41 protein-coding genes are annotated in these 26,832 nt (G+C 26.6%); 1 reads left to right on the forward strand and 40 read right to left on the reverse strand.

All coding sequences use genetic code 11. The features are described 5' to 3' along the window. The 37 genes from rplQ to rplM all read right to left on the reverse strand — a co-directional run bounded on the left by rplQ (position 1) and on the right by rplM (position 21,238). Positions 1–429, reverse strand: a complete 429-nt coding sequence (gene rplQ, locus H0H63_RS01820) for a 50S ribosomal protein L17 (protein WP_185858322.1) — start codon at positions 427–429, stop codon at positions 1–3. Between the two features lie 6 nt (positions 430–435). Further along, positions 436–1,431, reverse strand: coding sequence for a DNA-directed RNA polymerase subunit alpha (locus tag H0H63_RS01825; protein ID WP_185858323.1), 996 nt, complete (start codon positions 1,429–1,431; stop codon positions 436–438). Between the two features lie 11 nt (positions 1,432–1,442). Next, positions 1,443–2,051 (reverse strand): 30S ribosomal protein S4, encoded by a 609-nt coding sequence (rpsD, locus tag H0H63_RS01830; RefSeq protein WP_185858324.1) that lies wholly within the window; start codon positions 2,049–2,051, stop codon positions 1,443–1,445. Between the two features lie 12 nt (positions 2,052–2,063). Continuing rightward, positions 2,064–2,450: a 30S ribosomal protein S11 gene (rpsK, locus tag H0H63_RS01835; RefSeq protein WP_185858325.1), complete on the reverse strand. Its 387-nt coding sequence runs from the start codon at positions 2,448–2,450 to the stop codon at positions 2,064–2,066. An 11-nt stretch (positions 2,451–2,461) separates the two neighbouring features. Beyond that, positions 2,462–2,842, reverse strand: coding sequence for a 30S ribosomal protein S13 (gene rpsM, locus H0H63_RS01840; protein ID WP_185858326.1), 381 nt, complete (start codon positions 2,840–2,842; stop codon positions 2,462–2,464). Positions 2,843–2,854: 12 nt separating this feature from the next. Further along, positions 2,855–2,971 (reverse strand): 50S ribosomal protein L36, encoded by a 117-nt coding sequence (gene rpmJ / locus H0H63_RS01845; protein WP_185858327.1) that lies wholly within the window; start codon positions 2,969–2,971, stop codon positions 2,855–2,857. A 12-nt stretch (positions 2,972–2,983) separates the two neighbouring features. Beyond that, positions 2,984–3,199, reverse strand: a complete 216-nt coding sequence (infA, locus tag H0H63_RS01850) for a translation initiation factor IF-1 (protein ID WP_185858328.1) — start codon at positions 3,197–3,199, stop codon at positions 2,984–2,986. Between the two features lie 49 nt (positions 3,200–3,248). Then, positions 3,249–4,643, reverse strand: a complete 1,395-nt coding sequence (secY, locus tag H0H63_RS01855) for a preprotein translocase subunit SecY (protein WP_185858329.1) — start codon at positions 4,641–4,643, stop codon at positions 3,249–3,251. Between the two features lie 5 nt (positions 4,644–4,648). Continuing rightward, complete coding sequence (gene rplO, locus H0H63_RS01860) at positions 4,649–5,119, reverse strand: 50S ribosomal protein L15 (protein WP_238784389.1); 471 nt, start codon at positions 5,117–5,119, stop codon at positions 4,649–4,651. After that, complete coding sequence (gene rpsE, locus H0H63_RS01865; protein WP_185858330.1) at positions 5,106–5,615, reverse strand: 30S ribosomal protein S5; 510 nt, start codon at positions 5,613–5,615, stop codon at positions 5,106–5,108. The genes rplO and rpsE overlap by 14 nt, the downstream gene beginning before the upstream one ends. A gap of 10 nt (positions 5,616–5,625) precedes the next feature. Further along, positions 5,626–5,952 carry a 50S ribosomal protein L18 gene (gene rplR, locus H0H63_RS01870; protein ID WP_185858331.1) on the reverse strand — a complete coding sequence of 109 codons (327 nt, stop codon included), beginning with the start codon at positions 5,950–5,952 and terminating at the stop codon, positions 5,626–5,628. Positions 5,953–5,962: 10 nt separating this feature from the next. Continuing rightward, positions 5,963–6,514 (reverse strand): 50S ribosomal protein L6, encoded by a 552-nt coding sequence (gene rplF / locus H0H63_RS01875; protein WP_185858332.1) that lies wholly within the window; start codon positions 6,512–6,514, stop codon positions 5,963–5,965. An 18-nt stretch (positions 6,515–6,532) separates the two neighbouring features. After that, positions 6,533–6,916 (reverse strand): 30S ribosomal protein S8, encoded by a 384-nt coding sequence (rpsH, locus tag H0H63_RS01880; RefSeq protein WP_185858333.1) that lies wholly within the window; start codon positions 6,914–6,916, stop codon positions 6,533–6,535. 17 nt (positions 6,917–6,933) lie between these two features. Further along, positions 6,934–7,203, reverse strand: coding sequence for a 30S ribosomal protein S14 (rpsN, locus tag H0H63_RS01885; RefSeq protein WP_185858334.1), 270 nt, complete (start codon positions 7,201–7,203; stop codon positions 6,934–6,936). 1 nt (position 7,204) lies between these two features. Continuing rightward, entirely contained in the window at positions 7,205–7,756 is a 552-nt protein-coding gene (rplE, locus tag H0H63_RS01890; protein WP_185858335.1) for a 50S ribosomal protein L5, read from the reverse strand. Next, positions 7,753–7,980 carry a 50S ribosomal protein L24 gene (gene rplX / locus H0H63_RS01895; protein WP_185858336.1) on the reverse strand — a complete coding sequence of 76 codons (228 nt, stop codon included), beginning with the start codon at positions 7,978–7,980 and terminating at the stop codon, positions 7,753–7,755. Before rplX ends, rplE begins: the two co-directional genes overlap by 4 nt. Before the next feature lie 27 nt (positions 7,981–8,007). Then, on the reverse strand, positions 8,008–8,379 hold the full coding sequence (gene rplN, locus H0H63_RS01900; RefSeq protein WP_185858337.1) for a 50S ribosomal protein L14: 372 nt from the start codon (positions 8,377–8,379) through the stop codon (positions 8,008–8,010). A 30-nt stretch (positions 8,380–8,409) separates the two neighbouring features. Next, positions 8,410–8,688, reverse strand: a complete 279-nt coding sequence (gene rpsQ, locus H0H63_RS01905) for a 30S ribosomal protein S17 (protein ID WP_185858338.1) — start codon at positions 8,686–8,688, stop codon at positions 8,410–8,412. Further along, positions 8,685–8,879: a 50S ribosomal protein L29 gene (gene rpmC / locus H0H63_RS01910; protein WP_185858339.1), complete on the reverse strand. Its 195-nt coding sequence runs from the start codon at positions 8,877–8,879 to the stop codon at positions 8,685–8,687. Before rpmC ends, rpsQ begins: the two co-directional genes overlap by 4 nt. Positions 8,880–8,881: 2 nt before the next feature. After that, the gene (gene rplP, locus H0H63_RS01915; RefSeq protein WP_185858340.1) at positions 8,882–9,295 is read right to left on the reverse strand and encodes a 50S ribosomal protein L16; all 414 of its coding nucleotides are present in this window, start codon (positions 9,293–9,295) and stop codon (positions 8,882–8,884) included. Between the two features lie 12 nt (positions 9,296–9,307). After that, entirely contained in the window at positions 9,308–10,009 is a 702-nt protein-coding gene (gene rpsC / locus H0H63_RS01920) for a 30S ribosomal protein S3 (protein ID WP_185858341.1), read from the reverse strand. Between the two features lie 4 nt (positions 10,010–10,013). After that, on the reverse strand, positions 10,014–10,373 hold the full coding sequence (rplV, locus tag H0H63_RS01925) for a 50S ribosomal protein L22 (protein ID WP_185858342.1): 360 nt from the start codon (positions 10,371–10,373) through the stop codon (positions 10,014–10,016). Positions 10,374–10,389: 16 nt separating this feature from the next. After that, entirely contained in the window at positions 10,390–10,674 is a 285-nt protein-coding gene (rpsS, locus tag H0H63_RS01930) for a 30S ribosomal protein S19 (protein ID WP_185858343.1), read from the reverse strand. A gap of 8 nt (positions 10,675–10,682) precedes the next feature. After that, a complete protein-coding gene (rplB, locus tag H0H63_RS01935) occupies positions 10,683–11,507 on the reverse strand; it encodes a 50S ribosomal protein L2 (RefSeq protein WP_185858344.1) in 825 nt (274 codons plus the stop codon). A 5-nt stretch (positions 11,508–11,512) separates the two neighbouring features. Then, positions 11,513–11,797 (reverse strand): 50S ribosomal protein L23, encoded by a 285-nt coding sequence (gene rplW, locus H0H63_RS01940; RefSeq protein WP_185858345.1) that lies wholly within the window; start codon positions 11,795–11,797, stop codon positions 11,513–11,515. Between the two features lie 15 nt (positions 11,798–11,812). Then, on the reverse strand, positions 11,813–12,442 hold the full coding sequence (gene rplD / locus H0H63_RS01945; RefSeq protein ID WP_185858346.1) for a 50S ribosomal protein L4: 630 nt from the start codon (positions 12,440–12,442) through the stop codon (positions 11,813–11,815). Beyond that, positions 12,433–13,071 (reverse strand): 50S ribosomal protein L3, encoded by a 639-nt coding sequence (rplC, locus tag H0H63_RS01950; RefSeq protein WP_185858347.1) that lies wholly within the window; start codon positions 13,069–13,071, stop codon positions 12,433–12,435. The genes rplD and rplC overlap by 10 nt, the downstream gene beginning before the upstream one ends. 5 nt (positions 13,072–13,076) lie before the next feature. Next, positions 13,077–13,382 (reverse strand): 30S ribosomal protein S10, encoded by a 306-nt coding sequence (gene rpsJ, locus H0H63_RS01955; RefSeq protein ID WP_185858348.1) that lies wholly within the window; start codon positions 13,380–13,382, stop codon positions 13,077–13,079. 4 nt (positions 13,383–13,386) lie between these two features. After that, complete coding sequence (gene fusA / locus H0H63_RS01960; protein ID WP_185858349.1) at positions 13,387–15,492, reverse strand: elongation factor G; 2,106 nt, start codon at positions 15,490–15,492, stop codon at positions 13,387–13,389. A 20-nt stretch (positions 15,493–15,512) separates the two neighbouring features. Beyond that, positions 15,513–15,989 (reverse strand): 30S ribosomal protein S7, encoded by a 477-nt coding sequence (gene rpsG, locus H0H63_RS01965; protein WP_185858350.1) that lies wholly within the window; start codon positions 15,987–15,989, stop codon positions 15,513–15,515. Between the two features lie 14 nt (positions 15,990–16,003). Next, complete coding sequence (rpsL, locus tag H0H63_RS01970) at positions 16,004–16,381, reverse strand: 30S ribosomal protein S12 (RefSeq protein WP_185858351.1); 378 nt, start codon at positions 16,379–16,381, stop codon at positions 16,004–16,006. 67 nt (positions 16,382–16,448) lie between these two features. Further along, on the reverse strand, positions 16,449–17,276 hold the full coding sequence (map, locus tag H0H63_RS01975) for a type I methionyl aminopeptidase (protein WP_185858352.1): 828 nt from the start codon (positions 17,274–17,276) through the stop codon (positions 16,449–16,451). Positions 17,277–17,283: 7 nt separating this feature from the next. Next, positions 17,284–18,837: a 2,3-bisphosphoglycerate-independent phosphoglycerate mutase gene (gpmI, locus tag H0H63_RS01980; protein ID WP_185858353.1), complete on the reverse strand. Its 1,554-nt coding sequence runs from the start codon at positions 18,835–18,837 to the stop codon at positions 17,284–17,286. 13 nt (positions 18,838–18,850) lie between these two features. Beyond that, positions 18,851–19,663 carry a translation elongation factor Ts gene (gene tsf / locus H0H63_RS01985; protein ID WP_185858354.1) on the reverse strand — a complete coding sequence of 271 codons (813 nt, stop codon included), beginning with the start codon at positions 19,661–19,663 and terminating at the stop codon, positions 18,851–18,853. Next, positions 19,663–20,382 carry a 30S ribosomal protein S2 gene (gene rpsB / locus H0H63_RS01990; RefSeq protein ID WP_185858355.1) on the reverse strand — a complete coding sequence of 240 codons (720 nt, stop codon included), beginning with the start codon at positions 20,380–20,382 and terminating at the stop codon, positions 19,663–19,665. Before rpsB ends, tsf begins: the two co-directional genes overlap by 1 nt. Before the next feature lie 34 nt (positions 20,383–20,416). Beyond that, positions 20,417–20,794 (reverse strand): 30S ribosomal protein S9, encoded by a 378-nt coding sequence (gene rpsI, locus H0H63_RS01995; protein WP_185858356.1) that lies wholly within the window; start codon positions 20,792–20,794, stop codon positions 20,417–20,419. Between the two features lie 3 nt (positions 20,795–20,797). Then, positions 20,798–21,238 (reverse strand): 50S ribosomal protein L13, encoded by a 441-nt coding sequence (gene rplM, locus H0H63_RS02000; RefSeq protein WP_185858357.1) that lies wholly within the window; start codon positions 21,236–21,238, stop codon positions 20,798–20,800. Between the two features lie 204 nt (positions 21,239–21,442). Here rplM and dnaK point away from each other — a divergent pair, with 204 nt between their 5' ends. Continuing rightward, positions 21,443–23,332, forward strand: coding sequence for a molecular chaperone DnaK (dnaK, locus tag H0H63_RS02005; RefSeq protein ID WP_185858358.1), 1,890 nt, complete (start codon positions 21,443–21,445; stop codon positions 23,330–23,332). 34 nt (positions 23,333–23,366) lie between these two features. On the opposite strand, the gene H0H63_RS02010 is transcribed toward dnaK, so the two are convergent. Genes H0H63_RS02010 through ftsH form a run of 3 tightly spaced genes read right to left on the reverse strand, consistent with a single transcriptional unit; the run spans position 23,367 to position 26,810 of the window. Then, a complete protein-coding gene (locus tag H0H63_RS02010) occupies positions 23,367–24,038 on the reverse strand; it encodes a phosphatidylserine decarboxylase family protein (protein WP_185858359.1) in 672 nt (223 codons plus the stop codon). Positions 24,039–24,046: 8 nt separating this feature from the next. Next, positions 24,047–24,871: a phosphatidate cytidylyltransferase gene (locus H0H63_RS02015; RefSeq protein WP_185858804.1), complete on the reverse strand. Its 825-nt coding sequence runs from the start codon at positions 24,869–24,871 to the stop codon at positions 24,047–24,049. A 4-nt stretch (positions 24,872–24,875) separates the two neighbouring features. Continuing rightward, positions 24,876–26,810, reverse strand: a complete 1,935-nt coding sequence (gene ftsH, locus H0H63_RS02020) for an ATP-dependent zinc metalloprotease FtsH (RefSeq protein WP_185858360.1) — start codon at positions 26,808–26,810, stop codon at positions 24,876–24,878. Positions 26,811–26,832: the final 22 nt, after the last annotated feature.

Genomic DNA, 26,832 nt, shown 5'->3' on the forward strand with positions numbered 1-26,832 from the left:
TCATTTTTTTTTTTTTCTACTACGCCTTATTCTTACAGATTTAATTATTTTTTTAGGTGTATTATATATTTCATTAAAATCTACTAATTCAATAAAAGAAATAGGAGATTGGTCTCCAAAACGAGATCCAGTTTTTATTATACGAGTATATCCACCAGGACGATTACGAACTTTTTCAAAAATATTTTGAAATAATTCTGATACGGCGTTTTTATCTCTTAAATATGAAAATATATTTCTTTTTGAATGAGTTGTATTGATTTTTGATTTTGTAATAATAGGTTCTATATATTTCCTTAGAGCTTTAGCTTTGGCTAAAGTGGTAAAAATTCTTTTTTTTTTTATCAAAGAAGAAGCAAGATTAGAAAGAATAGATCTTCTATGTCCACATTTTCTTCCTAAAGAATTATTTTTTATTCTATGATTCATAATATCTCATTCTTTTAATTTGTATTCTGATATATCCATTTCAAAATATAATCCTTTTTCTTTCATTTTACTTTCTAATTCATCTAAAGATTTTTTTCCAAAATTCCTCATTTTTAACATACTGTTTCTATTACAACTAACTAAATCTGCTATAGTTTTTATAGATTCTGATTTTAAACAATTTTTTGTTCGAACAGATAAATCCATATCATTTAATTTAGATTTTAATAAAGCACGCATTCTTAAAAAATCCTCATCATATTTTTTATTTTTTCTAATTTCTTCTTCTTTCTTTTTTCCTATTTTTTCATAAGAAAAAATAGAAAAATATTGAATTAATATTTTGGAAGCGTTCATTAACGCTGATTTGGGACATATCGAGCCGTCTGTTTTTATTTCTAATGAAAGATTTTCAAAATCAGTTTTTTGCCCAACTCGACAATTTTCTATTGTATATTTAACATTTCTAATAGGAGTATAAATAGAATCTATAGGAATAGTTCCAATCAAATAATCATTGTTTTTTTTGTTTTCCTCTGCTGGAATATAACCTCTTCCTTCTTCAATTGTAAAACTTATATCTAAAGGGATAGATTCCTCTTTATTACAAATAATTAGATCTTCGTTTAAAATTTGAAATCCAGAAATAAATTTGTTTAAAATTTCTCCTGTTACTACTTTTCCATAATTAATGAAAGCGTTTACTGTTTCTTGATGAGTTCCTGAAATTGTTTGTTTTAAACGAATTTTTTTGAAATTTAAAACTATTTCAGTTACATCTTCCACTACTCCTTCTATAGTAGAAAATTCATATTTAACTCCTTTAATTCTAATTGAAGTAACAGCAAAACCTTTTAAAGAACTTAATAAAACTCTTCTTAATGCATTTCCTAAAGTAATTCCATATCCAGGTTCTAACGGTTTTAGATGAAAAACTGCTTTATTACCTGATAATTCACATATTATAATTTGATCAGGTTTGACAAAATCCAGAATAGCCATACAATTTTCTATTATTTGGAATATAATTCAACAATTAATTGTTCTTTAATATTTTCAGGTATTTCCATTCTTTTAGGCATAATTCTAAATATACCAAACATATTTTTTTCATCCAAAACTAACCATTCTACTAATGGACCTATTTTCTTTTGTAAAGAATTTAATATGACTGGATGTTTTTTAGATTTTTCTTTTATACCTATTTTATCTCCTGGTTTAAGTCTAAAAGATGGTATATTTACAATATGATTATTTACTACAATATGTCTATGTGAAACGATTTGACGAGCAGAAGATCTAGAAGGAGCAAATTTTAGTCTAAAAACTATGTTGTCAAGACGACTTTCACACGATTGCAATAATAGTTCTCCAGTGATCCCTTTTTTTCTAGCAGCTTCAAAAAATAATTTTTCAAATTGACGTTCTAATATTCCATAAGTATACTTTGCTTTTTGTTTTTCTATTAATTGTATGAAATATTCTGAACGTTTTCCTCTTCTACGATTATTTCCGTGTTGACCAGATGGGTTTTTTTTTCTTTCGAAATATTTATCTATTCCGTAGAGACATTCTCCAAATCTTCTAGATATTTTAGTTTTAGGACCTGTATATTTTGCCATAATTTTTTTTTATTAAACTCTCCTTTTTTTAGGAGGACGACATCCATTGTGAGGTAATGGAGTAATATCTTTAATCATTGTAACTATAATTCCTGAATTACTTAATGCTCGTATAGCAGCATCTCTTCCAGCTCCAGGTCCTTTTACTTTTACTTCTACTTTTTTTATTCCAGCATTTAATCCTTTTTTTGCTACATTTTCCGCTGTCATTTGAGCAGCATATGGAGTACTCTTTTTAGATCCTCTGAAATTCATTTTTCCAGATGAAGACCATGCAATAACATCTCCTTTTTTATTTGTTAAAGTAATAATTATATTATTAAAAGTGGCTTTAATATGAGCTTCTCCTAAAGAATCTATCACAACTGATTTTTTTTTTCCTGATGAAGATTTTACCATATACTTAAATATTATTTTGTAGCTTTTTTCTTATTTGCTACAGTTTTTTTACGTCCTTTTTTAGTTCTACAATTATTCTTTGTTTTTTGTCCTCTTAATGGTAATCCTTTTCTATGTCTAGTTCCTATATAACAACCTATATCCATTAGTCGCTTTATATTGATTTGCACATCAGATCTTAATTCTCCTTCAATTTTTATATGATTAGATATAAATTTCCTTATTTCGCTCAAGTCTTCATCAGACCATTCTTCTACTTTTTTATTTTCGTCTATTCCAACAGAATTCAATATTTTTTTTGATAAACTTTTTCCTATTCCATATAAATAAGTTAAACCTATTATTCCTCTTTTAGAAATAGGAAGATCTACACCTGAAATTCTAACCCCCATAAACTAATGCAGTTAACCTTGTTTTTGTTTAAATCTAGGATTTTTCTTATTAATAATACGTAATTTCCCTTTTCTTCTAACTATTTTACAGTTTACAGTTCTTTTTTTTAAAGAAGCTTTTATTTTCATATATATTGTTTATTAATATCTATAAGTTATTCTTCCTCTTTCTAAATCATAAGATGATATTTCTAATCTCACTTTATCTCCTGGCAATATTTTTATGTAATGCATTCTCATCTTTCCAGATATATGAGCTTTCACTATACATCCATTTTCTAATTCAACACGAAACATTGCATTTGGAGATGATTCTATAATAGTTCCATCAACTTCAATATGCTTTTGTTTAGTCATAATAATAAAAAAACGATATCTAATTCTAATTTATAATATACATAAAAAATCATAATTTAGTGTATCTACTCCTACCATTTTTCTTCATCATTAATCCATCATAATGGTAATTTAACAAATGTATATTTACTTGTTGCAATATATCTAAAATAACTCCAACTACTATTAGTAATGAAGTTCCTCCATAAAATAGAGAAAAATTTTGAGTAATTCCTATTCGAAATACTATAGATGGTAATATAGCTATTATAGCCAATAAAATCGATCCTGGAAATGTGATCTTTGATAAAATATAATCTATATATTCCGCTGTTTCTTTTCCTGGTTTTATACTTGGAATATGTCCTCCACTTCTTTTTAAATCATCAGCTATTTGATTTACTGGAATAGTAATAGCTGTATAAAAAAAGGTAAAAATTATTACGAAAATAAAAATAGTCATATTATACCATAATCCATAAATATCTTGAAAACAATGAAAAAAGTTTTTTATTTTAATGTTTTTTACATAGTTGGAAAATGTTAATGGAAAAAGCATAATAGCTTGAGAAAATATGATAGGCATGACTCCTGCAGCAGTCATCTTTAATGGAATATATTGGTGTTTTTTATGACTAAATTTAGGGATTACTAATCCTAATGATTTATAATGAGATACATATTGAACTGGAATTTTTCGGACAGATTGAATGATTAAAATAGAAAATAAAATTACTAATAACCATAATAAAAATTCAAAAAATAAAATTATTAATCCACCATTTTTAATTCCTAATTTATTAAAAATTTCCTTTGTTATAGCGTCTGGAAAACGTGCAATTATTCCAGACATAATTATTAAAGATATTCCGTTTCCTATTCCTTGATCCGTTATTTTATCACCTAACCACATAGTAAATAAAGTTCCGGAAGTTAAAACCATTACTCCTATAATCCAAAATAAACTTTTTCCATAAAAAGTATTTATATCAATTAAATAAACAGTAGAATAAGATATAGATGAAAAAGGAATAAACTGTTGAGTTAGAGAAACAAGATATATAGGAGCTTGTATTAAACATATAACGACGGTTAACCATCTTGTAATAAAACTAATTTGTTTTCTTCCACTTTCTCCATCCCTCTGTAATTTTTGTAAATGAGGAATAATAATACACATCAGTTGTATTATAATAGAAGCAGATATATAAGGCATTATTCCTAAAGCTAAAATAGAAGCACGATTAAAAGCTCCACCAGTAAAAGAGGATAATATTTGCATTAAACCTTTAGATCCAGCATGGAGTTTATCCATAAAATCACTAATTCCTAAAGGATTAATTCCTGGAATAGGAATATAAGCACCAAAACGATAAACTAATAAGAAACTTAAAGTAGTTATTATTTTTTTTCGTAATTCTTTTACATTCCAAATATTGTGAAAAGTTTTAAAAAAACTATTCATAATAATTATTCATTCTTACAAAGATGAGTTTCTCCTCCTGCTTTTTTTATAGACAATAAAGCTTTTTTACTAAATTTAGATCCATATATTTTTAAAGGATAATGAATTTTTCCTCTTCCTAATATTTTAATAAAATCATTTTTTTTGATTAAATTTTTTTTTAACAAAATTTTTTTATTAATAATATCTTTTTCTTTAATTTTTTTTTGATCAATCCAATTTTGGATAACATCTAAATTAATACCTATAAATTTTTTTCTTTTTTTTCTAAATCCAAATTTAGGAATCCTTCTTTGGATTGGCATTTGTCCTCCTTCAAACCCTATTTTTTTAGAGAAACCAGATCTTGATTTTGCTCCTTTATGTCCTCTTCCACAAGTCCCCCCTTTCCCAGAGCCTTGTCCTCTCCCTAATCTCAATTTTTTTTTTTTAAATATAATAATATTTTTTTTTAATAAATGTTTAACATCCATCATATACTTTTTGAATAGTAATACCTCTTTGTTTTGCTATAATAGATGCATCTCTCATACTACTTAATGCTTTCATTGTTGCTTTAATAACATTATGGTGATTAGAAGATCCTTTTGATTTAGATAAAACATTTCTTAACCCAACCGCTTCTAAAACAGCTCTTAAAGGTCCTCCAGCTATAATTCCAGTACCATCTGATGCTGGACGAATAAGAACACGAGCTCCTCCATATTTGGATTCTTGTTCATGAGGTATAGTTCCGTTAGAAATACAAACTTTACAAATATTCCTTTTAGCTTGTTCTCCTGCTTTATGAATAGCATCTGGTGCTTCCTTAGATTTTCCAAATCCATAACCAACTATTCCATTTTCATTTCCTTTTATAACAATAGCACTAAAACTAAAGTATCTTCTACCTTTAGTAACCTTACATACTCTTGTTACTCCAACTAATTTTTCTTTTAATTCCAGACCTGTATATTTTATTTTTTTATTCATTTTTTTTATCCTAAAATTCTAAACCAGATTCTCTAATTCCATCAGCTAAAGATTTTATTCGACCATGATATAAATATTTTCCCTTATCAAATATCAATTTTTTTATTTTTAGTTTTTTAATTTTTTGTCCTAACAATTTCCCTACTTCATTGGATAACTCTATTTTTGTTTTTCTAGATTTTTTAGAAAATATTTTTTCTCTTGAAGAAGAAGAAACTAAAGTTTTTCTAGATACGTCATCTATAATTTGTGCATATATTCCTTTATTACTTCTAAATACAGAAACTCTTGGTCGATTGGGTTTTCCAAAAATTTTTCTTGATTTTTTATTTTTCATATAAAATTATTTAAGCGGATTTTCCGGATTTTCTACGAATGATTTCTCCAAAATATCTTACTCCTTTCCCTTTATAAGGTTCTGGTTTTCTGAAAGATCTAATTTTTTCGGATACAATCCCCAAAAGTTGTTTATCGTGAGATTTTAAAATAATTATATAATTTTTTCCTTTTTCTGATTCAATTTCTATATCAATTTCTTCAGGAAGTTGTAACATAATATTATGAGAAAAACCTAGATTTAAATCTAAAATCTTTTCTTTATCATTATAATTAGCTTTATAACCTACTCCTACTAATTCTAACTTTTTAAAAAATCCATAAGTAACCCCTATCATCATATTATTTATTAAAACACGATATAATCCATGTAAAGATTTAGATTTTTTATCTTCTTTATTTCTACAAACTAATAACTGATTTTTTTGTAACCGTAATTGTAATTGATTTGGAATTATTTGGTTGAAAGACCCTAGAATTCCTTTCACCGATATTTTATTTTCAATTATTGTAACTTTTACATTTTCAGGTATGTAAATATATTTTTTTCCAATTCTAGACATTTTAAAATTTTTAGTTTATTAATATACATAACATAAAATCTCTCCTCCTATTTTCTTTTTTCTAGCTTGCTTATCTGTTATAATTCCATCAGAAGTCGAAATTATAGCAATACCTAATCCATTTAACACTCTAGGTAAATTTCTATATTTACAATATTTTCTCAGTCCTGGTTTACTGATCCTAATTATTTGTTGAATTACACAAATTTTTCCTTGATAATATTTTAAAGCTATTTTAATTATTTTTTTTTGTGAATCTACTTTATAATCTAAAATATATCCATTTTCTAATAAAACATTAGTAATTTCTCTTTTTATATTAGATAAAGAAAGTTCCAAAAGTTTATGTTTTGATAAACTAGCATTCCTAATTCTAGTCAAAAAATCAGCAATAGGATCCATATTTTTTTTTATAATTTTTACCAACTGGCTTTTTTAACTCCAGGAATAAATCCTTGAGAAACTAAATTTCTAAAAACAATACGAGAAATTCCAAATTTTCGCATATAACCCCTACATCTTCCAGTAATAGAACATCTATTTCTCAAACGAACAGGAGATGCATCTCTAGGTAATTTTTGCAATAATTCATAATTTCCAGATTCTTTCAAAATTTTTCTTTTATTTGCATATTTTATTACCATTTTTTCTCTTTTTCTCTGTCTTGCTTTAACGGATTCTTTAGCCATTTTATTTTTTTTTAAAAGGAATTCCAAAAAATGATAAAAGACTCTTCGCCTCTATATCATTCTTAGCGGAAGTCACAAATGTGATATTCATTCCCATATTTTTTTTTATTTTATCAATATTAATTTCAGGATAAATAATTTGTTCTATAATCCCCATATTATAATTTCCATTACCATCAAAACTATTGTTTTTTATTCCATTAAAATCTCTTACTCTAGGCAAAGAAATTACAATAAGTCTTTCTAAAAATTCAAACATTTTTGTTCTACGTAAAGTTACTTTAACTCCTATCGGGATTCCTTTCCTCAATTTAAATCCAGATTCATCATGTTTAGAATAGCATAAAACAGCTTTTTGTCCTGTTATATTTGTTATTTCTTTTAAAGAAAAATCTATTATTTTTTTATCTAAAACGGAACTCCCTACTCCTTGATGAATTACTATTTTCTTTAGTCTAGGAACTTCCATAACAGAAGTATATCCAAATTTATTTACTAAATTTTGTATTATTTTTTCCTTATATAATTTATATAATCTGGAGTTATAAATCATTTTTCTTTCATTTTTTTCAAATTAGATATATGAATGGGGGCTTCTTTCTCAAAAATTCCTCCTTTAGGTTTTTTTATACTAGGTTTAATGTGTTTTTTTACCATATTTAAACCACTTATAATCGCCTTGTTCTTTTTAGGAAAAATTTTTTTTATTACCCCTTTATTTCCTTTATAATTTCCTGATAAAATTAATACTTTATCTTCTTTTTTTATCTTTTTCATGTTTCTATTTATTTATAGAATATCATTCTACAAAACTTCTTGTGCCAAAGATATAATTTTCATATATTCCTTTTCTCTAAGCTCTCTAGCTACTGGACCAAAAACCCTTGTTCCTATCATTTCTCCAGAAGCATTTATTAATACACAAGCATTATCATCAAAACTTATATAAGATCCATCTTTTCTCCTAGTTCTATTTTTGGTTCTAACAATTACGGCTTTAGATACTTGTCCTTTTTTTACAGTGACTCCTCCAGATACAGTTATTTTTATAGAAACAACTACAGTATCACCTATTGAAGCATATCTTCTCTTAGATCCTCCTAAAACTCTAATAATTAATGCTTCTTTAGCACCTGTATTATCCGATACTTTACATAGAGATTCTTGTTGTAACATAACAACTATCGTTTAACTATTGTTTATTATTCATTTAGATTTTTCTAATATAGAGACTAATCTCCAGCATTTTTTTCGACTCATAGGTCGTATTTCCATAATATTTACTTTATCTCCATTCTTAGAAATATTTTTTTCATCATGAACCATATATATTTTTTTTTTCAAAATACTTTTTCCATAATATCTATGTTTCACTTTTTTAATTTCAGAAACTAAAATAGTTTTATTCATTTTATCACTTATAACTATTCCTTGTCTTTGTTTTCTAATATTCCGTAATATTATAGATTTTTTCCTATCTATCATTTATTTATTTTTCTTTTATTTAACTCTGTTTTTAATTTAGCAATATTTCTTCTTAAGAATCGAACTTTGATAGTATTTTTATTCATTTTAACATAATGATTAAATTTTAATTTATGATAATTTTCTTCACTAATTTTAATTTTTTGAATCAAATCATCTATTGATAAATTTTTAATACATGAATTTTTCATAATTATGTTTCATTATAAAAAATGAATTTCGTTTTTATAGGAAGTTTTTGAGATGCTAATCTTAAAGCTTCTTTAGCTATATCCATTTCAACTCCATCTATTTCAAATAATATTCTTCCTGGTTTTACTACAGAAACCCAAAATTCTACAGGTCCTTTTCCTTTACCCATGCGTACTTCTTGTGGTTTTTTTGTAGCCGGTTTATCTGGAAAAATATTAATCCATAATTTGCCTTCTCTTTTCATATATCTAGTAGCTGCAATTCTTGCTGATTCTAATTGTCTTGAGCTTATCCATGCACCTTCTAATGCTTTTATTCCATATAATCCTCTTGAAAGAAAAACTCCTTTTTTAGAATTTCCTCTAATTCTTCCTTTTTGTTTTTTTTTATATTTTGTTTTTTTTGGTTGTAACATATAAATAAATCCTTATTTATTTTTTCTATGAGTATATCTAGTATAATTTCTTTTCTTTTTTTGTTGTATTCCCAATAATGGAGATAACTCCCTTTTTCCATATACTTCTCCTTTCATAATCCATACTTTTATTCCTATGCTCCCGTAAACAGTATGAGCTACTGTCATATGATAATCTACATCTGCACGAAAAGTACCAAGAGAAATTCTTCCTTCTTTATAAGATTCACATCTTCCCATTTCTGATCCATTTAGTCTTCCAGAAATTTGAATTTTTATTCCTTGAGCATTCATTCTTATAGCAGAAAGAATAGATAATTTAATCGCTTTTTTATAAGAAATACGATTTTCTAGTTGCCTAACTAAACCTTTAGCTACTAAAGGAGCATCTAATTCAGGACGTTTCACTTCTGAAATATTAATTTGTATTTCTTTTTTTGTAAGTTTTTTTAGTTCTTTTCTAAGAGTATCTACTTCATCCCCTCCTTTTCCTATAACAAGAGCAGGTCTTGATGTCCGAATAGTAATAGTAATAAACTTTAACGTTCTTTCTATGAAAATGCGAGAAACTATTCCTTTTGGAAGTCTAGCTTCTATATATCTTCTTACCTTAAAATCTTCTTGTATTCTATATTTATAATTATTACACCAACTGGATTGCCATCCAGTTATAATTCCAAGACGATTAACAATTGGATTGGTTTTTTGTCCCATATATTTATTTTTTATTTTTTCCTAAAAAAACCGAAATATTACTTGATCTTTTTCTTATTCTATGACCTCTACCTTGAGGTACAGGACGTAATCGCTTTAAAGTTTTTCCTTGATTTACTACAATTTTGTTTATATACAAATTGATATCCTCTAATTGTTCATATTTTCTTTTCCAATTAGATAATAAAGAAAGTAGCAATTTTCTAAAGAAATAAGAAACTCTTTTTTTACTGCTATATTCCAATATAGATAAAGCTTTTTGTATCTCTTTATTTCGAATTAAATCAGCCACCAATCTCATCTTTCTTGGAGAAATCCTAACTCCATTCAAAGAAGCTGAAACCATACTTATTTTTTGTTCCATATCTTTGAATAGTTTTTCAGTTTTTTATTTTTAATTTATTTTTAGATCCAGAATGTCCTTTAAATATACGAGTTGGAGAAAATTCTCCTAGTTTATGACCAATCATATTTTCTGTAACAAATACATTAATAAACTGTTTTCCATTATGTACTGCAAAAGTTTGTCCTACAAAATCTGGTAAAATAGTAGTAGGTCTAGACCAAGTTCTAATAATGGTTCTTTTTTCTGATTTTATATTTTTTAATACCTTTTTATATAATTTTACAGATACATACGGTCCTTTTTTTAAAGATCTTGCCATAATAAAATTTATCGTTTTCTTCTTTGCAAAATATATTTATTTGAGTATTTTTTCCTAGAACGAGTCCTGAATCCTTTAGATGGATTTCCTGTTCTACTTCTAGGTATTCCACCGGAAGCTTTTCCTTCTCCACCACCCATTGGATGATCTACAGGATTCATTGCGACTCCTCTAGTTCTAGGTCTTCTACCCAAATGTCTTTTTTTTCCTGCTTTTCCATATATTTCTAATTGATGATCTAAATTAGATACAACTCCAATAGTAGCCATACAATTAATTATTATCATTCTTACTTCTCCAGAAGGAAGTTTAATAGTAGCATATTTGTCATCTTTTGCAAATAATTGAGCAAAAGAACCTGCACTTCTCGCTATTTTAGCTCCTTGTCCTGGTCTAAGTTCTATACAAGAAATAATAGATCCTAATGGAATTTCACTTAAAAAAGTAGAATTTCCTACATGAAACGGAACATTCTTTCCAGAAAGAACTTTTTGTCCTATTTTTAAGCCATTCATTGCTATAATATATTTTTTTTCTCCATCCTGATAATGAAGTAAAGCGATAAAAGAAGATCTATTTGGATCATATTCGATAGATTTTATAATAGCAGGAATTCCAAATTTTTTTCTTTTAAAATCTATTATTCTATATCTCTTTTTATGACCTCCTCCAAAATAACGCATAGTCATTCTTCCAACATTATTTCTTCCTCCTGACTTACATTTTCCCCTAACTAAAGATTTTTCAGGATAAGAATTTGTAATTTGATTAAAAGAATTTTTTACTCTAAAACGTTGACTAGATGTAATAGGTTTTAACTTTTTAATTGACATTAAATTTATTTTTGGTTAAAAAAATCAATTTTTTGGTTTTCATTAATTTGTACGATAGCTTTTTTTACTCTAATAGTTTTTCCATAAATAAATCCTTTTTTAGTATACTTAGATTTATCTTTTCTAGGATAAATCATTGTTCTAACATTTTTAGCAGAACATCCAAATACTTTTTTTATTTCTTTTTTTATCTGAATTTTATTACAATTTATACGTACATAAAAAGTGTAATAGTTATCCTTAATTCTCTTAGAAGATTTTTCCGTAATAGAAGGTTTAACAAAGATCATAATCTTAATAAATAATTAAATAGACAAAAATTTTTTAAGCTTTTGTATAGAATTTTCTGAAAAAATAAGATATGAAAAATTTAATAATGAAAAACAATCTAGCTCATTTATATTTAATAATTTAAAATTTTCTAAATTTCTAGATGATAAATATAAATTCTTGTTTCCTTCTCCTAAAATCATTAAAGATTTTTCATTTTTCAATTTCAAAAAATTCAACAAATTTAAAATAAATTTGGTTTTTGGTTTTTCTAAATCAATATTTTCTATAATTTTTATTTTATTATGCATTAATTTATGCTCAATAATAAATTTTTTGACTCTACTTTTAGTAAATTTATTTAATTTCAATGAATATTTTCTTGGTCTAGGACCAAAAACCCTACCTCCACCTCTAAAAATTGGATTCTTTATATTTCCTTTTCTAGAACTTCCCGTTCCTTTTTGTCTATGTAGTTTTCTCGTACTTCCAGATAATTCTCCTCTTTCTTTAGTTTTATGTGTCCCTTGACGTTGAGCAGATAGATATCTTTTTATTTCTAAATAAACAGAATAATGATAAGACTTTTTAGAAAAAATATTTTCATTAAATTCTACTTTTTTATTAGTCTCATTTCCTTTGATATCTAAAATATTTAATTCCATTTCTTTTTTTTAATCATCAAATAGGAATTCTTATTTCCTGGTACTGATCCTTTTAAAACCAAAAGGTTTTGAATTGTATCAATTTTCAATATTGTTAAATTCTTAATAGTTATATTCTTTTTACCCATTTTTCCAGCCATTTTTTTTCCTTTAAAAACACGAGAGGGATCAGATCCAGCCCCTATAGAACCAGGAGATCTAGAACGATTATGTTGCCCATGACTTCTTTCTCCAACACCTGAAAAATGATGCCTTTTCATTACACCTTGAAATCCTTTTCCTTTAGAAATTCCTTGAATATCTACTAATTCTCCTTCTTTAAATAAATCTATATGAATTAAACTACCTAAAGAAAAAGGAATAACTGAACTTGAACTATTTCTAAATTCTATTAATTTTTTTTTAGGAGACAATCCAGCTTTTTTAAAATGACCTAACAAAGATTTATTAGTTTTTTTTATCTTTTTATCATCAATTCCTAACTGAATAGAAAAATAACCATCGTTTTCTATTGTTTTTATTTGAACTACATAACAGGGTCCTACTTGAACAATAGTACATGGAACATGTTCTCCATTTTCTACAAAAATACTTGTCATTCCTATATTTCTTCCTATTAGTCCTGCCATTTTTTTTACACTTTTATTTCTGCTTCAACCCCACTAGGTAATTCTAATTTCATTAATGCATCTACTGTTTTAGATGAAGCATTATGTATTTGTAAAAGCCTTTTATGAGTAGGAAGAAAAAACTGTTCTCTAGATTTTTTATTTACATGAGGAGAACGTAATACCGTAAATATTTTTTTTTCAGTAGGTAAAGGAACTGGTCCGTTCAATATTACTCCTGTAGGTAATACAGAATTCACAATCCTCTCCGCTGATTTATCTAATAAGTTATAATCATAAGACTTTAATTTAATTTTTATATCATGACCCATATTATTATTTTTTTATTCTTTTATTACGGTTTTCTATAATAATATTATCTATCACATTGGAAGGAACCATATCGTAATGAGAAAATTCCATAACAGAAGTTCCTCTTCCAGAAGAAAGAGTTCGTAACGTTGTTACATATCCAAACATTTCAGATAAAGGAATCAAAGCTTGGATCACTTTTATATTATTTTTACTATTCATATTTTGAATAACACCTCTTCTACGGTTCAAATCTCCTATCACATCTCCCATATTAATTTCCGGAACAAGAACTTCTAATTTCATAATAGGTTCTAATAAGACAGGTTTAGCTTTTTTTGCAGCTTCTTTAAATCCTAATTTCCCTGCTAATTCAAAAGAAAGTTGATCCGAATCAACAGAATGATAAGATCCATCTAATATAGTTACTTTAGCACTGTCTATTTCATATCCAGATAAAGGCCCGTTTTTCATCATTTCTTTACATCCTTTTTCTATAGAAGGAATATACTCTTTAGGGATGTTTCCTCCCTTAATTTTATTAATAAATACTAAACCAGATTTTCCTATATTTCCCGGTTCCAATCTAAATAAAATATCGGCAAATTTTCCTCTACCTCCTGTTTGTTTTTTATAAATTTCTCTATGTTCTACCAATTCTGTTAAGGCTTCTTTATATTCTACTTGAGGATTACCTTGATTCACTTCAACTTTAAATTCTCTTTTCATTCTATCTACAAGAACTTCTAAATGTAGTTCTCCCATTCCAGAAATAATAGTTTGTCCTGTATAACAATCCGTTCTTACTTGAAAAGTAGGATCTTCTTCCATCAATTTAGATAAAGCGAAACTCATCTTATCTATATCGGATTTATATTTAGGTTCTATTGCTAAACCTATAACAGGTTCAGGAAACGATATATTTTCTAATAAAATTGGATGTTTTTCATCACACAAAGTATCTCCTGTCTTAATATCTTTAAATCCTACTATAGCCGCTATATCTCCAGGTCCAATTCTATCTATAGGGTTTTGTTTATTAGCATGCATTTGATATATTCTAGAAATACGTTCTTTATTTTTAGATCTAGAATTAAAGCTATAAGACCCAGATTCTATTTTTCCAGAATAAACTCTAAAAAAGGCTAAACGCCCCACAAAAGGATCACTTGCTATTTTAAAAGCTAAAGCTGAAAAAGGCTCATTTTCGCTAGGTTTTCTAGTTTCTTTTTTATGGGTCATAGGGTTTATCCCTACTATATCTTTTACCTCAAGAGGAGACGGTAAATATCTACATATAGCATCCAATACAGCTTGTACTCCTTTATTTTTAAAAGAAGAACCACATAGAATAGGAGTAACTTTCATTCTTATCGTATTCTTTTGTAAAGAAAGAATAATATCATCTTCTGAAATAGAAGTACTATCAAATAAAAACTTTTCCATGATAACATCATCATGTTCGGATAAAATTTCAATAAGATTATTTTTATAATCATTAACCAATTTTTTCATTTTATCTGGAATAGGAATTTCCCTATATGTCATTCCATAATTTTTATCATCCCATATTACTGCTTTATTCGAAATCAAATCGACTACTCCTATAAAGCTATCCCCATTTCCAATAGGAATTTGTAATGGAACTGAATTCGCTCCTAATATTTTTCGTATTTGAATAGATACATTAAAAAAGTCGGCTCCTTGACGATCCATTTTATTCACAAAAGCAATTCTAGGTATTCCATATTTGTCTGCTTGTCTCCATACTGTTTCCGATTGAGGTTCTACTCCATCTACAGCACTGAATAAAACAACCATCCCATCTAGCACCCTCATAGATCTTTCTACTTCTACAGTAAAATCAACATGTCCTGGAGTATCTATAATGTTAATCTGATATTTTTTATTTTTATATATCCATTCACAACATGTAGAAGCAGAAGTTATAGTTATTCCACGTTCTTGTTCTTGTTGCATCCAATCCATGGTAGCTGCTCCATCATGAACTTCTCCTATTTTATGATTAATACCTGTATAAAATAGAATTCTTTCCGTTGTAGTAGTTTTTCCTGCATCAATATGTGCTGCTATTCCTATGTTTCTTGTATATTCTAAATTTTTAGACATCATGTAATGAAAATAAAAAACTAAAATCTAAAATGAGAAAAAGCTTTATTAGCTTCAGCCATTTTATGAATATTTTCTTTTCTTTTTACAGCCTCTCCTTGTTCTTTAAAAGCATCCCATATTTCAAATGCTAGTTTATTAGACATTGTTTTTTCATTTCTAATAAAAGCACAAGATATCAATAATTTCATTGCTTTTGTTATTTTACTGTTAGATGAAATGGGAATAGGAACTTGTATATTAGAGCCTCCCATACGACGACTTCTAACTTCTACATGAGGCATAACATTTTTTAATCCTTCTTTCCATATTTCTAATGCAGTTTTATCTTCTTTTTCTTTTATAAGATCTATTTTTTTCATAGCATTATAAAATATTTTATACGCTATATTTTTCTTTCCATTTTTCATCAAATGATTCACAAAACGTGTAACAAGAGAATCATTAAATTTAGGATCAGGAAAATATATCTTATTTTTTTTTTTTGTTTTTCTCATTGATAATTAATAGTTTAATCTTTTTTAGTTATTTTAGCCCCATATTTACTTCTACTTTTTTTTCTTCCATTAACTCCTGCTGTATCCCTGGCTCCTCGTACTATTTTATATTTTACTCCTGGTAAATCTTTTACTCTCCCTCCTTTAACTAATACTATTGAATGTTCTTGAAGATTGTGCCCTTCTCCTATTATATAACTAATAACTTCCCTTCCATTTGTAAAACGGACTCTAGCCACTTTTCTCATTGCTGAATTTGGCTTTTTTGGGGTTGTAGTATAAACTCTAGTGCATACTCCTCTTTTTTGAGGACAAAATTCTAATGCAATAGATTTCCTTTTTTTCAAAATAGAAGTTCGACCTTTTCTAATTAATTGTTGTATAGTAGGCATATTCTATGTGTTAGAATGCAAATTATGCTATTTAATGAAAAAATACAATTAAATCAATAAATTAACATTAAAAGTTATCAATATTTATTTTTTTATTTTGAAAAACATCTTCTTCTATTGATCTTATATTCAATTCTTTATAAATATAACGAAAAGTAGAAAGTAGACAAGGTAATCCATCTACAATTGCAATATTTTGTTCATAATGAGAAGAATGTTTTTTATCTAATGTAGTAATAGTCCATCCATCTTTGTGAAAAACAATTTCAGATGTTCCAAAATTAACCATAGGTTCGATAGAAAGAACTAATCCATTTTTTAATTTTAAACCTTCTCCTTTTCTACCAAAATTAGGAATTTGAGGTGCTTCATGCATTTCTTTTCCAATTCCATGACCTACAAGATCTTTTACAATATTATATCCATGTTTTTCAACATATGATTGGATAGAAGCTCCTATATCTCCTATACTATTTCCAAATCGACACTTAGAAATTCCAACGTAAAGAGACTGTTTCGAACAACGAAGAAATTTTTTTAGTTCATTTGAAATATTTCCTACTTCAAAAGTATAAGCATGTTCTCCATAAAATCCATTCATATATACTCCACAATCTATAGATAGGATATCTCCTTCACGTAAAGGATCTAAATTTGGAATTCCATGTACTACTTGATAATTAGGAGAAACACATAAAGTATTTGGAAATCCATACAATCCTAGGAAAGCAGGAATTCCTCCATGATCTCTTATGTAACTCTCTGCTAATTGATCTAAATAAAGGGTATTTACTCCTGGTTTTACTTCTTTGGACAACATTCCCAATGTTCTAGAGGCCAAAAAAGCACTTTTTTTTATTAAAATTATTTCTTCAATAGTTTTTAACTGCATCAAAATCCAATTATTTTTTGTAATATTTTATAATAGAACAACCATTCATAATATGAGGAATAGGTATTTTCATTAAAAATAGAATAGTAGGAGCTACATCTGACAAAGATCCTAGTTTTTTTAATACAATATTTCTCTTTTTTATATTTCTATCTAAAAGAATAAAAGGGACTAAAGAACAACTATGAGTTGTATTAGGAGTTCCATCTGAATTAATCATTAAATCTGCATTTCCATGATCTCCTACTATAATAACTGTATATGAATTTTTTATAGCTTCTTCAGAACAAAGTTTTGTACATTTATCTACAAATTCACAAGCTTTTATAGTTTCTTTCATTTTACCAGTATGTCCTACCATATCTGGATTGGCGAAATTTAAACAAATAAAATCTGATTCTTTTCTTTTTAATTCTGGAATAATTTTTTTTACAATTTTCATTGCACTCATTTCAGGAATTAAATCATAAGTATCTACTTTAGGAGATTCACATAATATTCTTATTTCTTGATTAAAAGGGACTTCTCTTCCTCCTGAAAAGAAAAAAGTGACATGTGGATATTTTTCTGTTTCTGCAATACGAATTTGTTTTTTACCTTCTTTTTCTAAAATCTCCCCTAAAGTATTTTTTAAACATTTTTTTTCAAAAAAAACTTCAACATTTTTATATTCAGAATTAAAAGAGGTCATAGTAATATAACGATGTAGATTCAATTTTTTTACCCAAGGAAAAGAATTTTCCTTATATCCTATCAATAATTCTGTAATTTGTCTAGAACGATCTGGACGAAAATTAAAACAAAAAACAATATCTCCTTCCTGAATTTTAGAAATAGGTAATCCTATTTCTTCATTTACTATTATTAAAGGAGGTAAAAATTCATCAGTTATTCCATTTTCATAGAATTTTTCTATAGATGAAACAATGTCTTTAGTATAAATACCTTTTGAATAAACCATAGCATCGTATGATTTTTTTATTCTATCCCATCTTTGATCCCGATCCATAGAATAATATCTTCCGATAACAGAAGATAGTTTTCCAACATATTTTCTAGTTTTTTCTAAAAGTTTTTTTATATAAAAAATACTCTTTTTTGTAGAAGTATCTCTTCCATCTGTAAATACGTGAATAAAAACATTCTCTATTTTTTTTTCACTAGCTATTTTTAGAAGTGTAAAAAGATGATTCATATGAGAATGAACTCCCCCATCTGATAATAATCCAATAAAATGGATTCTTTTTCCTGAAGTATGGATTTCTTCAAAAAAAGGATCTATTTTTTTTCTAAATAATCCATTTTTAATGGAAATATTAATTTCTTCCAAACTTTGAATTACTTTTCGTCCGGATCCTAAATTAATATGTCCTACTTCTGAATTCCCCATTTGATCTTTAGGTAATCCTACATAAGATCCTGATGCATTTAATCTACTAAATGGATAATTTTTGGAACAAAAATCTATAAATGGAGTATGAGCTTGTTCTATGGCAGAAGAAAAATAATTATTAGAAGAAACCCCCCATCCATCTAAAATTATTAATACTATTTTTTTTTTCATTCAAATAATTCCATTAAATGCTTATTCTTTTAAAAAGATTTATTTTTAAATTATTGAATGTATTTAAATATTCTCGAATAGTAATTTTGTCGTTTTTGATAAATTTTTGATTAATAAGAGTATTATTACATATAAATTTTTTTAATTTACCTTGAATTACCTGTTTTATTATTTTTTCTGAATTTTTATTTTTTTCAACCTGATGTTTAATAATTTCAATTTCTTTTTTTATTAATGAATTTGGAAATTTATTTTCATCTATAGATATAGGATTCATTGCTGCAATATGCATCGCTATATTTTTAGCTATAACATCCGATATTTTATAAGAAAAACCAACTATAACTGCTATTTTATTGTTAAAATGAGTATAATTCATAACAAATGGAGAATTTATTTTTTCAAAAATTTTTAAATCTAATTTTTCTCCAAAAATGTCCATTTTATATAAAATAACTTCTTTTACATTATGATCTTCATCGTATGAACTAGACAAAAAATCTTCTTTTGTATTATACAGTAATGATTTTTCCGATAACATCGATAAAAAATCTAAAAATTCAAAATTTCTAGAAAGAAAATCAGTTTCACAACTAATTCCTATAATCGATCCACATGAATTATCTCTATTAATGGAAGAGATTAATCCCCCATCTTTTGCTCCAAATGAATGATGATTTATAACTATTTTTTTACCTTTTTTTCTCAAAGAACAAATGGCTTGATCCATATTTCCATTGGAATCGATTAAAGCTTTTTTGCAATCCATTATTCCAATTCCCGTTATCTTTCTTAATTGATTAACTAAACCGACCGTGATTTTCATTATTTTTTCATATTTTTCTCTTCATTATCACTCTTATTTTTTATAGAAATTCCATGTTGAATAGCTTCGGATATAAATTTTAAAATAATATTTATTGATTTAGAAGAATCATCATTAGAAGGAATAGGATAGTGTATTCCATGAGGATTTGTATTAGTATCCACCATAGCAAAAATAGGAATATTTAGTTTTTTAGCTTCTGTTAAAGCTATTTTTTCTTTATTTGGATCTACAAGAAAAATTCCACCTGGAATATGATTCATAGTAGAAATACTACCAATATTTTTATATAATTTTGAATATAGCCTATCCACTAATAATCTTTCTTTTTTAGAAAGAGTATTAAAAGTTCCATTTTTTTTCATTTTATCTATATTATTCATTTTTTTAACAGATTTACGAATAGTTGTAAAATTCGTAAGAAATCCACCTAACCATCTTTCTGTTACACAAGGCATATGTATTTTTTTTGCATAATAAGATACTTTTTCTTTAGCTTGAGCTTTTGTCCCTACTAATAATATTTTTTTACCAGTAATAACTATTTTTTTCAATTCTTCACAAGCTTCTTTTAATTGTAAAATAGTCTTTGATAAATCTATAAGATGAAAACCCCCTTTTTTCATGAAAATAAAAGGACGCATATTAGGATTCCACTTTCGTGCAATATGTCCAAAATGAACTCCAGCTTTCAATAAATCTTGAGTACTTATTTCCATATTTTTTTGTTATTAAACATAATAAAATAAAATTCTAACGTTTTGAAAATTGATATTTCTTTCTTGCTTTTTTTTGACCAAATTTTTTTCTTTCTACTTCTCTAGAATCACGGGTCAATAATCCTTCATCCTTTAATATACTCCTATGTTTTATATCAATTTGACAAAGGGCACGAGATATTGCAAGACAAATCGATTCAGCTTGACTATTGAACCCACCTCCAAAAACTTTAATAGTTATATCAAAATGATCTAATTTATCTACAATTTTCATAGGAAATAAAATTTTTTGATGAACATACATTGGAAAATACTGATCTATTTTTTTAGAATTAACTATAATCACTCCAGTTCCCGATTTTAAATATATTCTAGCAAGAGATCTTTTCCTTCTTCCTATAGAATGAATCATAATCTAATTTAATTTTATGGGTTTTTGTGCTTGATGTTTATGTTCATTTTTTTTATAAACATAAAGGTTTTTAAATATTAAACGACCTAAACGATTCTTTGGAAGCATACCTTTCACTGCTTTATAAATTATATCTCTTGAGTCTTTATTAAATAAACGTTTAATAGGAATTTCTTTTTGTCCCCCCGGATATCCAGTATAATGAATATATTTTTTTTTATTCCATTTTTTCCCAGTTAATCTAATATTGTCAGAATTAATGACTATTACATAATCTCCACAATCTACATGATAAGAAAAAAAAGGTTTATGTTTCCCTAACATAATAAAAGCGATTTTAGAAGAAAATCTACCAAGAATTTGATCAGTAGCATCCATTATTATCCATGATTTTATTATATAATTTTTGTTATATGAAATAGTTTTAAGACTCAGTGAATCCATATTTTTATTTTTAAATATAATATAATAAATTTTAAAAACTTTAATTAATGACTTTTTGTCATAAAAGAAACCTGTATGTAAGAAAAATTTTTTATGTATGCGTTACACCCCTTTCTATTTATGGAGTTATTTCATGTATGGCATAATGATTGGATATCTAATTAATTGAATGATTAAACTAAATATGAAAAAAACGTAATAAAAATGAGTAAAATTATAGGAATAGACCTAGGAACAACAAATTCTTGTGTTGCTGTTATGGAAATTAATGATCCTATCGTAATCCCTAATTCAGAAGGAAAAAGAACCACTCCATCTATAGTTGCTTTCGTAGAAGGAGGAGAAAGAAAAATAGGAGATCCTGCAAAAAGACAAGCAGTTACTAATCCACAAAAAACTATTTTTTCTATTAAACGATTTATGGGAAGAATGTATTCAGAAGTTTCCGAAGAATTAAAACATATCCCTTATAAAGTTATAAAAGGAGGAAATAATACTCCTCGGGTAGATATAGAAAATAGATTATATGCTCCACAAGAAATATCAGCAATGATTCTACAAAAAATGAAAAAAACTGCTGAAGATTATTTGGGTGAAGAAGTCAATAGAGCCGTTATTACGGTTCCAGCTTATTTTAATGATGCACAAAGACAAGCAACTAAAGAAGCCGGAGAAATAGCTGGATTAAAAGTAGAGAGAATTATAAACGAACCCACTGCAGCTGCTTTAGCTTATGGACTAGATAAAAATAATCAAAATAAAAAAATAGCTGTATATGATTTAGGAGGAGGGACATTTGATGTATCTATTTTAGAATTAGGAGATGGGGTTTTTGAAGTTTTATCTACCAATGGAGATACTCATTTAGGAGGTGATAATTTCGATCAGGTAATAATTGATTATTTATCCGATGAATTTAAACATAAAGAAGGACTAGATCTTAGAAAAGATCCTATGGCTTTACAACGTTTAAAAGAAGCTTCCGAAAAAGCAAAAATAGAATTATCTTCTTCTAATCAAACAGAAATTAATCTTCCGTATATCACAGCTACAGAGTCTGGTCCTAAACATTTAGTTATTCCATTAACTAAAGCAAAATTTGAACAATTATCCGAAAAATTAATACAAAGATCTATTAATCCTTGTTCCAAAGCATTAGAAGATGCTCATTTAAATACCAAAGATATAGATGAGGTCATTTTAGTAGGTGGATCTACTAGAATTCCAAAGGTACAGGATGAAGTAGATAAATTTTTTGGAAAAAAACCGTCTAAAGGGGTAAATCCAGATGAAGTTGTAGCTATTGGTGCCGCTATACAAGGAGGAGTGTTAACAGGAGATGTTCAAAATGTATTATTATTAGATGTAACTCCTTTATCTTTGGGAATTGAAACCTTAGGAGGAGTTTTTACAAAGCTTATTGATTCTAATACAACTATACCTACTAAAAAATCTGAAATATTTTCTACTGCATCGGATAACCAGTCCGCAGTTACTATACGTGTTGGACAAGGAGAAAGACCTATGTTTAATGATAATAAAGAAATAGGACGATTCGATTTAGTCGATATACCTCCAGCTCCTAGAGGAATTCCTCAAATAGAGGTTACCTTTGATATAGATGCTAATGGGATTCTTAATGTATCTGCAAAAGATAAAGGAACAGGAAAAGAACAATTCATACGAATTGAAACTTCTTCAGGATTAAATCAAGAAGAAATAGAAAAAATGAAAAGAGAAGCAAAAGAAAATGCAGAAAAAGATGAAAATATAAAGAAAGAAATAGAAAAATTAAATGCTGCAGATAATCAGATTTTTCAATCTGAAAAACAATTAAAAGATCATGAAAATAAATTATCAGAAATTAATAAAAAAAATATACGAAATTCCTTAGAAGAATTAAAAAAAGCTCATTCTAATAAAAATTTTTCCGCTATTGATAAAAGTATGAATAAATTGAATGAAGCATGGGCTAATGCTTCTCAAGAGATATATGCAAAAAAAGATGATCAATCAAAAAAAAAGGAAAACAAAAAAAACAGTAATAAAGGAAATGAAAATGTACAAGATGTAGATTATGAAGAAGTAAAATAAAATAATTTATGATTAAATAAAAAGGGAGTCTTTTTTATCCTGATAAGGAAATATCAGAAATTTTAGTTTCCCCTCCAATAACTTTTTCTCCCTTTTTTATTAATACAGTAGAATTTAAAGGTAAAAATATATCAATTCTAGATCCGAATTTAATGAATCCAAATTCTTCTCCTTTTCTTGCTATGGTATTTTTTTTTGCATATAGAACTATACGTCTAGCTAAAAACCCTGCTATTTGTCTAAATAATATTTTTTTTCCTTTGCTAGTTTTTACCACGATAGTCGTACGTTCGTTATTCAACGATGACTTTTTTAACCAAGCTATTAAATATTTTCCTGGATGATATTTAACATAAATAACCTTACCAGATACAGGAAATCTATTAACATGTACATTCAAAGGAGACATAAAAATGGATATACATATGCAATTTTTTTTTAAAAATTCATTTTCAAAAACTTTTTGTATTTCAACAATTTTTCCATCTGCAGGAGATATAACTATTTCTTTTCCAAAATCATTATCATATTTTAAACTTCTTTTTGGATTTCTAAAAAAGAAAATAAAAAAAATATAGTGAACAATTAAAAACATAGAAATGAGAAAAAAAATTAACCTAGAAAATAAAAAAAAAGAAATCGATATTAATAATGATATTATAATAAATGCATATAATAAATATGTGAACCCTTCTCTATGAATCATCTTTTTTTTTAAAAAAAATAAAGAATTCCAATGACTATCGTTGATATAATTGGAATAACAAAAATAAAACTATCCAATCTATCTAAAAAACCTCCATGTCCTGGTAACCAAACACTAGAGTTTTTTACATTATAAGATCTCTTAATAATAGACTCTACAAAATCTCCAATAGTCGATAATATAGGAATTACAAAAGATAAAATAAACCAATATTTTTTACCCCATATTCGGAATAAAAAAAATCCTAATATTAAACAGAAAAATAAACCTCCTAAAAACCCTTCTATAGATTTATTGGGAGAAATCGATACAGCTATCTTCGTTTTTCCCCATTTTTTTCCAATTAGATAAGATAAAGAATCATGGGTCCATATTAAAATAAAAATACCTAATATTAAATTTTTTCCACAATAAACAGTAGTATATATATAAGAAGCTAAATAAAAAGGAATAATAATATATACTAATCCCAAAGTCAAATGACTTACTTGTGCTATTTTTTCCTTATGAGAATATTTATCAGAAAATAATTGAATAACAAAAAAAATTATGGAATAAGGAATAAAACATACTATATACGAATTTAATCCTTTTTTAATCATAAGAATATCAATTAATATAGATAAAATAAAAAATAAAGAAGATATTTTAATTAAAATTATATTGGTTCCAGATATAATTAAAAATTCGAATAAACAAAAAAAAGAAAGTATCATCATTATAATTCTAAATATTTTTTCTCCATTTTCAATAGAAAAAACTATTAATAATACATAAAAAAAACCAGTAAGTAATCTTATTAGAAAGTTTAATAAATCTTTCTTTATTTTCATCATTTTATTTGATTCCTAATGGAACTTTTAGCATATCCCCAATTTCATCAGGATAAGGCCTTTCTCCGAAAATTTTTATTAAATCATTTCTAAAAATAACTTCTTTTTCTAATAATTCATTAGCTAACATAATCAATTTTTCCTCATTATTTTTCAATATTTTTTTTGCTCTCTGATATTGTTCTGTTATAATTTTGGATATTTCTTCATCTATGATTTGAGCTGTTTGTTCACTATAAGGTTTAGAAAAAGAAAATTCATTTTGTCCTGTAGAATCATAATAAGAAATATTACCAATTCTTTCATTTAATCCAAAAATAGCTACCATAGATTGTGCTTGTTTAGTAACTCTTTCCAAATCATTTAAAGCTCCGGTAGAAATACTACTAAAAATAATTTCTTCGGCAGATCTACCTGCTAATAAAGCACATATTTCATCTTTCATTTGTTCTGGAGTGGTTAATTGTCTTTCCTCTGGAAGATACCATGCAGATCCTAAAGATTTACCTCTTGGTACTATAGTTACTTTAACTAAAGGAGAGGCGTGTTCTAATAACCAACTTATTGTAGCATGTCCAGCTTCATGATAAGCTATTCGTTTTTTTTCATTTGGCTTAATTATTTTATTCTTTTTTTCTAATCCTCCTATAATACGATCTATTGCATCTAAAAAATCTTTATTTTTTATTTCAGATCTATTTTTTCTTGCAGCAATTAATGCTGATTCATTACAAACATTTGCTATATCAGCTCCACTGAATCCAGGTGTTTGTCTTGACAAAAAATCTATATCTACACTATTAGATAATATTAACTTTTTAAGATGAACTTTGAATATCTCTTTTCTCTCATTCAATTCAGGTGGATCTACCAATATTGTACGATCAAAACGTCCAGGACGTAGTAAAGCTTTGTCTAAAATATCGGATCTATTAGTAGCCGCTAAAACAATTACATTCGTATGAGTTCCAAACCCATCCATTTCTGTTAATAATTGATTTAAAGTATTTTCTCTTTCGTCATTAGATCCAGCTATACTACTTTTTCCTCTAGCTCTTCCTATAGCATCTATTTCATCAATAAATATAATACATGGAGATTTATCTTTAGCTTTTTCAAATAAATCTCTTACTCTAGAAGCTCCTACTCCAACAAACATTTCTACAAAATCTGAACCTGATAAAGAAAAAAAAGGAACTTTTGCTTCTCCAGCAACAGCTTTTGCTAATAAGGTTTTTCCTGTACCAGGGGGGCCAATTAACAAGGCTCCTTTAGGTATTTTACCACCAAGTTTAGTATATTTTTGAGGACTTTTTAAAAATTCTACTATTTCTTGAACTTCTTCTTTTGCTCCTTCTAATCCTGCTACATCTTTAAATGTTATTTTTACATCATCATTCTCGTCAAATAATCTAGCTCTAGATTTTCCTATATTAAATATTTGTCCACCAGGCCCCCCCCCTGTAGAACCTATTCTTCTAAAAATAAAAACCCAAAACACAACTAACAATATGAAAAAAATACCATAATCAAAGAAAAATTTGGTAATTGTATATTCCTGTTGATTTTTAAAATCAATAAGAGTATTAAGATTGTACTTTTTCTTATATTCTTCAAATTTTTTTTGAAAAAATTGTAAATCTCCAATTTCAAATTCATATTGTAATGGTTGTGCAATGATTCTTTTATTTTTTTCTTGATGATAATTAATTTCATCAGATAATAATTTTTTGTTTAGATGAACATGTACTATTTCTCTATGTTTTACTATAATTTTTTGAACTTCTCCTTTTGCTAAAATATCAAAAAAAGTGTCCTGATCTATTTTTTTAGGATTAGATAAAGAGGACTTAAAAAAAAATATACCCAAAAATATAGCAAATATCACTGCATATACCCAAAAAAAGTTATTTTTACTTTTTACTTTTTTATTTATCATATTAATAAAATAATAGATTTAT

The organism is Blattabacterium cuenoti (assembly GCF_014251655.1).
In the GTDB taxonomy this organism is placed as follows: domain Bacteria; phylum Bacteroidota; class Bacteroidia; order Flavobacteriales; family Blattabacteriaceae; genus Blattabacterium; species Blattabacterium cuenoti_I.